A 5,463-nucleotide genomic window follows, 5' to 3' on the forward strand; every position below is an offset into this window, starting at 1 on the left:
GCGGTGGGCCAGCCGATGTCGTCGGTGGACTTGGCGGAGGCGGTGGTGGCGGTGGGCCAGCCGATGTCGTCGGTGGACTTGGCGGAGGCGGTGGTGACGGTGGGCCAGCCGATGTCGTCGGTGGACTTGGCGGAGACGGTGGTGACGGTGGGCCAGCCGATGTCGTCCGTGCCCTCGGCCGAGGCGGTGACGGCGGTGGCGGTCGGCCAGCCGATGGAGTCCGAGGCGGTGACCGACTTCGCCGTCGTGGGCCAGCCGATGGCCTGCGTGGCGGCGCTGCCGACACCGGCGGTGGCGAAGGCGGTGGCGGCGACGGCGGCGGCGGTGGCGGCGATCCGGGCGGCGATGCGGTTCATGGCTGGCTCCTCGGTGACAACTTCGTGTTCGTTGCTTGGCAACCTCTTGCCTAGAAGGTTGGCAACGAACTCTCGTGGCTCACTGGGGAACTGATGGAGATACGCTCGACATGGGCGTCAGAAGCGCCTCAGAACGCTGGACAGCCCGCCGGGACGGTCCCGGAACGGCTCCGGTGAAGGGGCTCTGACCTGCAAAGACAAGCTCTCGTGGCATAAGTCGAGCCCCTCTGGCAAAACTTGGCAACTCCTCGGAAAGGAAGCCAGGGCGAGCGGGAATCATTTGCCAAGAACCGGCCGCACCTTGCCCAGCATCAGCGCGAGGAACCGGTCCGGGTGCCGGAAGGCCGCGAAGTGACTGGCGTCCTCGATCAGGGCGAAGTCCTTGACCGGCGCCGTGACGTCCTCGAAGAAGCGCCGGGCCGGCTCCGGCGGGGTGAGGGCGTCGCGGTCACCCTGGAAGAGGAAGAACGGCAGCCGGAACTCGGTGCCGTCGGCCCGCTCGTCGACCGTCATGGCCTGCGGGCCCAGCTGCTCGGTGAAACTCATGCCCTTCAGGTAGGTGCGCAGCCCGCGCAGCGTGTGCAGGGGTGAGAACCACAGCGAGCGGATCACCACGGTCTTCATCGTGTCGTAGCTGAGCGGGTCGGTCGTGATGACCAGCTTGTTGAACTCCGACCACTGCTCGGTGCTCCACGCCCTCCGGTCCGCCCCCGTCGCGGCGACGGCGGCGTACTCCTTGCGCTTGCCCGCCTTCTGAAGCCGGCCGAGCAGCGCGTCGTACGCCTCCCGCTCCCGCCCGCCCGCGATGACGTTCTGGTCGGTGCCGACGTAGGCCGAGTACAGCTCGGGGTGGTTGCGGGCCAGGCGCAGGCCGGTGACCGTACCGAAGGAGTTGGCGAGCAGCAGGACCTTGCCGACGCCGAGGCGGGCGCGCACGTGCTCGGTGACCTCCAGGGCGTCCCGGTAGTACCGCTCGAGGCTCATCTCGCCCTGCCCGTCCGGGCCGCCCTGGGCGAAGGTCAGGCCGGAGCCCCGCATGTCCCAGCGCACGATCGTGAAGTGCCGCTCCCAGGCGCGGGTGCGCGGGATGAAGATCTGGTTGGAGGCGCCGGGGCCGCCGTGGATCTCGAGGACGACCGGGTTGTCGCGATCCTCGCCGCGCACGGAGATCCACTGGTCGATGCCACCGATGCGGACGTACCCGGACTCGTCGATGCCGTTCGGCGTGGTGATGGCGAGACGCCTCGCGTTGGCCGTGCGCTTGAGCTGCCGGTAGCCCAGCAGGCCGGCGGCGGGAGCGGCGACCAGGGTGGCGGCCGAGGCGGTGAGGACGGTGGCGAGCATGACGTACCCCCTAAACTGTTTATGTCGTCAGCAGTTGTGTTTAAGGTATATACAGTTGGAGTCGGGAGTCAACCGGCTCCGCCTGCCGACCGAGAGGACCGTCATGCCGAGGGGCACCGCGAAGAGCACGGACCGGGACAAGCCGCGCGATGTGTGGGCCGGGATCGCCCTGCTGTGGGGCGAACAGGACCAGCCCACCCGGGGGCCCAAGCCGAGCCTGTCGCCGCAGCGCATCGCCGCAGCGGCCGTGAAGCTCGCCGACGCCGAGGGGCTGGACGCCGCGTCGATGAACAAGGTCGCCGCCGAGTTCGGGGTGTCGGCGATGGCGCTGTACCGCTATGTGCCGGGCAAGACCGAACTGGTGGAGCTGATGGTCGAGTCCGTGCTCGCCACCCCGCCGGACCTGTCGGGTCTGGCCGGCGACTGGCGGGCGGCCACCAAGGAGTGGACCCGCCGCTCCTGGCAGGTCTACGAGGCCCACCCCTGGCTGCTGGCCGCCACCGCGATGCGCCGCCAGGTCATGGGCCCCCACCAGCTCGGCTGGCTGGACGCGATCCTCGGCGCCCTGGCCCCGACCGGCCTGTCGGCGGCCGAACTCCACCAGGTCTTCCTGCTCCTGGCCGGCCTGGTCCGCAACCTCGCCCAGCAGCTCGTCGACTTCGACGCGGAGCACAGCCGCGAGTTCGCCCGCCTCACCGCCGAACTCCTCGACCGCCACGCCGACCGTTTCCCGGCCCTGACCCGGGCCATCGCCGACGGCTACTTCGCCCCCGCCCCGATCGACCCGCTCGACTTCGCCCTCGACCGCGTCCTCGACGGCGTCCAGCTGCTGATCGACCGGGCCGCGGCCCCACCTGCGCCGTCGGCCGGCACCGGGCGGTAACGTCTGCGACGGCAGGCAGGCAGGCAGGCGACGCGGCACGGCGACACGGCGCGACGGAGAACGGGACGGCACGATGGTCGATATCGGGGACACTCTCGACGAGGCCGCCGCCGAGCACTTCACCCGCCCGCTGCCGAAGTCGGCGCAGGCCCAGATGCGTTTCCTGGTACGGCAGCTGAAGGGCACCAGGCCGGTGGCCGAGCTGCTGGGCATCTCGCAGCGCACGGTCGAGCGCTACGTCAAGGGCCAGCTGAAGCGCCCCCGCCGGGACCTCGCCGACCGGCTCATGGCCGAGGCCCGCAGGCGGTGGCAGCCGCGCGTCCGGGAACGGGCCCGGCAGCAGGCCGCCGCCACGGGCGGCATCTTCGTGTCGACCCGGGCCCGCTTCGGCTTCACAGCCGCGCCCGGCACCACCGACGACCCGCGCATCCGCCACATCAACCAGGCGCTGCCCCCCGAGTACGCGGCCCGCCTGTTCGCCGCGCAGGAGGCCGGCGCCACCGAGCGCCAGCTGCGCGACATCCTGGCCGAGGGCCTGGGCGAGCTGTACTTCCGCGACGCGGGCCGCCGCGCCCGGGGCCTGTCGGTGGAGTTCACCGACATCGAGCAACTGGAGCTGGGCTTCTAGGGCCTGCCTGGCTCCGCGACCGCAGGCTGCCGGACACGCCCGAACGGGCTTCGCCAAACGCCAGCGACGGACATCCGTGGGCAAGCATGATCAGAGGTGTTCGCTTCCGACGCTATTCCGGAGGTTCCATGTCCGACGCGATCACCCCGTTCGTCCCCACCGAACGGGGCATCACCGAACACAAGCAGGCGCACGCCGAGTTACGGGCGGCCGGTCCACTGGTGCGGGTGGACGCACCCGCGGGCGGCCCGGTCTGGATCGTCACCGAGGAAGAGCTCGCCAGGCAGGTGCTGACGGACCAGCGCTTCGTCAAGGACCCGGCCATGGCACCGGTGGACTGGGACCGGCGGATGGCCGGCCTCGAGCGGCCCGCCGCCGAGCAGACCTCTTTGACCACGCTCGACGGCCAGGAGCACGCACAGCTGCGCAAGGCGCACGCGCCGATGTTCTCGGCGCGCGGCATCAGCCGCTACTACGACCGGATGGTCGCCATCGCCCGCGAACTGCTCGCGGAACTCGCCGGGTCGGTGCCCGCGGGCCGTCCCGTCGACCTCACCGTCGACTTCAACACCCGCTTCCCGGTGGCGGTGGTGTGCGAGGTGCTCGGCGTGCCCGCCAAGCACGTCGACCAGGCGATGACCGCGTGCCGGGACATGTTCAACCCCGATCCCAACGCGCTCGGCGCGGCCATGGCGGCCTTCGCCGAACTGGCCGACGCGGCACTGAGCGCGGGCGACGGGGTCGCCGCCGAACTGCGGGACCGGCTGCCCGCCGACACCACCGTGGAAGACCTGCGCTACTTCATCTTCCTGATCATCTTCGCCGGCCAGCCGACCATGGACGCCTCCCTGGGCTACCTGGTCGCCAACCTGCTCGAACACGGGGTCCCCGGCAGCGACCGCAAGGCGCTCGACGGGTTCGTCCAGGACGTGCTGCGCCGCCACCCGCCGGCCCCGTTCACGTTGTGGCGCTTCACCTCGGCGGAGGTGGAGCTGGCCGGGGTCACACTGCCCGCGCGGACCCCCGTACTGGTCGACCTCTTCGGCATCACCGTCGACCCCGACCGCCGCACCGGCCCGGACCTGGTGTTCGGCGCGGGCGCGCACTACTGCGTCGGCGCGCAGCTCGCGCTGTTCCAGATGCGCGCCCTCACCGAGGTGCTCACCGACACCTACCCCGACGCCCGCCTCGACGTCCCGTTCCCCGAACTCCGCCAGACCGACATCGGCGGCACCATGGGCAGCAAACTCAACACCCTGCCGGTCGTCCTGCGAAACTAGGCTTTCTTTAGTCCCCGCCCCCACCGTGGCGCGATGGACCAGCTCGGGACGACGGTGTCCTTCGGTACGGCGGTCGAGTCCAACGCGCGCTACCGGCGGCTGCTGGCCGGCGGCGCCACGGGCCTGACCGTCGTCTTCGACCTGCCCACCCGCCTGGGCCACGACTCCGACGCGCCGCTCGCGCACGGCGAGGTCGGCCGGGCGGGCGTGGCGGTGGACTCGGTCGACGACATGCGCGTGCTGTTCGCCGGGATTCCCCTGGACCGGGTGCCGGCGTCGATGACGATCGGCGCCCGGACGGCCGCGCTGCTGCTCCTCTACCAGGTCGTGGCCGAGGAACAGGGCGTGGCGGCCGACCGGCTGACGGGCACCACGTACGTCCTCGCGTCCCGGCCGCCAACGCGGCCGGCCGGGGACCTCCTCGCCTACTGCCGGACGGAGCTGCCCCGCCGAGCCACCGTCCCGACGCTCCCGCCTCCCCGCGGGCGTCGGTCCCCGCGCGCGGATCCCGTCGCCGCCGCCCGGCAGGCCGAGCGCCTCGCCAAACTGCGCGCCTGGCGGTGCGGTGAACGGGTCGCCGCGCTGCTGGCCGCGGTGCGCCTGGCCGCCGCGGGTCAGGACAACGTCCTGTACCCGATGAAGGAGGCGCTGGCCGCAGGGGCCACGATCGGCGAGGTGAGCGACACGCTGCGCGGTACGCCCACGACGGCGCAAGCGCCTTTTTAACGCCTCTGACTAGCCTCCGGCCAGGTGTACGACCTGCCCCGCACCGCATGGAGACAAAGGGGCTGTCCGCCGCCGGACCGACAGGAGCCGATACACGTATGTCTGTGGAAACCACCGCGCCGCCCGCACCCGGAACGGCGACACCGCCCTTCAAGGAGATCCGCCGTCTGGACCGGGTGGTCATCCGGTTCGCCGGGGACTCGGGTGACGGTATGCAGCTCACGGGTGACCGGTTCACGTCGGAGA

6 protein-coding genes and 1 pseudogene are annotated in these 5,463 nt (G+C 71.5%); 5 read left to right on the plus strand and 2 right to left on the minus strand.

What is annotated here, in order from left to right; translation table 11 throughout:
* A partial coding sequence (locus tag ACWGJM_RS22865; protein ID WP_453413520.1) for a hypothetical protein occupies positions 1-356 on the minus strand: 356 nt, incomplete at its 3' end.
* A 276-nt stretch (positions 357-632) separates the two neighbouring features.
* Complete coding sequence (locus tag ACWGJM_RS22870) at positions 633-1,700, minus strand: alpha/beta fold hydrolase (RefSeq protein WP_453413521.1); 1,068 nt, start codon at positions 1,698-1,700, stop codon at positions 633-635.
* A 103-nt stretch (positions 1,701-1,803) separates the two neighbouring features.
* On the opposite strand from ACWGJM_RS22870, the gene ACWGJM_RS22875 reads away from it, so the two are divergent.
* The 5 genes and pseudogenes from ACWGJM_RS22875 to ACWGJM_RS22895 all read left to right on the plus strand — a co-directional run bounded on the left by ACWGJM_RS22875 (position 1,804) and on the right by ACWGJM_RS22895 (position 5,217).
* Positions 1,804-2,583 (plus strand): TetR/AcrR family transcriptional regulator, encoded by a 780-nt coding sequence (locus tag ACWGJM_RS22875; protein WP_453413522.1) that lies wholly within the window; start codon positions 1,804-1,806, stop codon positions 2,581-2,583.
* A 73-nt stretch (positions 2,584-2,656) separates the two neighbouring features.
* A complete protein-coding gene (tpg, locus tag ACWGJM_RS22880) occupies positions 2,657-3,211 on the plus strand; it encodes a telomere-protecting terminal protein Tpg (protein WP_453413523.1) in 555 nt (184 codons plus the stop codon).
* A gap of 128 nt (positions 3,212-3,339) precedes the next feature.
* The gene (locus ACWGJM_RS22885; protein WP_453413524.1) at positions 3,340-4,491 is read left to right on the plus strand and encodes a cytochrome P450; all 1,152 of its coding nucleotides are present in this window, start codon (positions 3,340-3,342) and stop codon (positions 4,489-4,491) included.
* A gap of 33 nt (positions 4,492-4,524) precedes the next feature.
* Positions 4,525-4,953 (plus strand): annotated as a pseudogene (locus ACWGJM_RS22890) (methylmalonyl-CoA mutase family protein); the annotation flags it as partial.
* Entirely contained in the window at positions 4,933-5,217 is a 285-nt protein-coding gene (locus tag ACWGJM_RS22895; RefSeq protein ID WP_453413532.1) for a methylmalonyl-CoA mutase family protein, read from the plus strand. The pseudogene ACWGJM_RS22890 and the gene ACWGJM_RS22895, both read left to right, overlap by 21 nt.
* The last annotated feature ends 246 nt before the right edge of the window (positions 5,218-5,463 follow it).

This window comes from Streptomyces sp. NPDC054834 (assembly GCF_053611185.1).

Excerpts from the sequence above, each read along its gene's own strand:
- tpg (WP_453413523.1), top strand. The coding sequence starts at position 2,657 with ATGGTCGATATCGGGGACACTCTCGACGAGGCCGCCGCCGAGCACTTC.
- ACWGJM_RS22870 (WP_453413521.1), bottom strand. The coding sequence starts at position 1,700 with ATGCTCGCCACCGTCCTCACCGCCTCGGCCGCCACCCTGGTCGCCGCT.
- ACWGJM_RS22875 (WP_453413522.1), top strand. The coding sequence starts at position 1,804 with ATGCCGAGGGGCACCGCGAAGAGCACGGACCGGGACAAGCCGCGCGAT.
- ACWGJM_RS22885 (WP_453413524.1), top strand. The coding sequence starts at position 3,340 with ATGTCCGACGCGATCACCCCGTTCGTCCCCACCGAACGGGGCATCACC.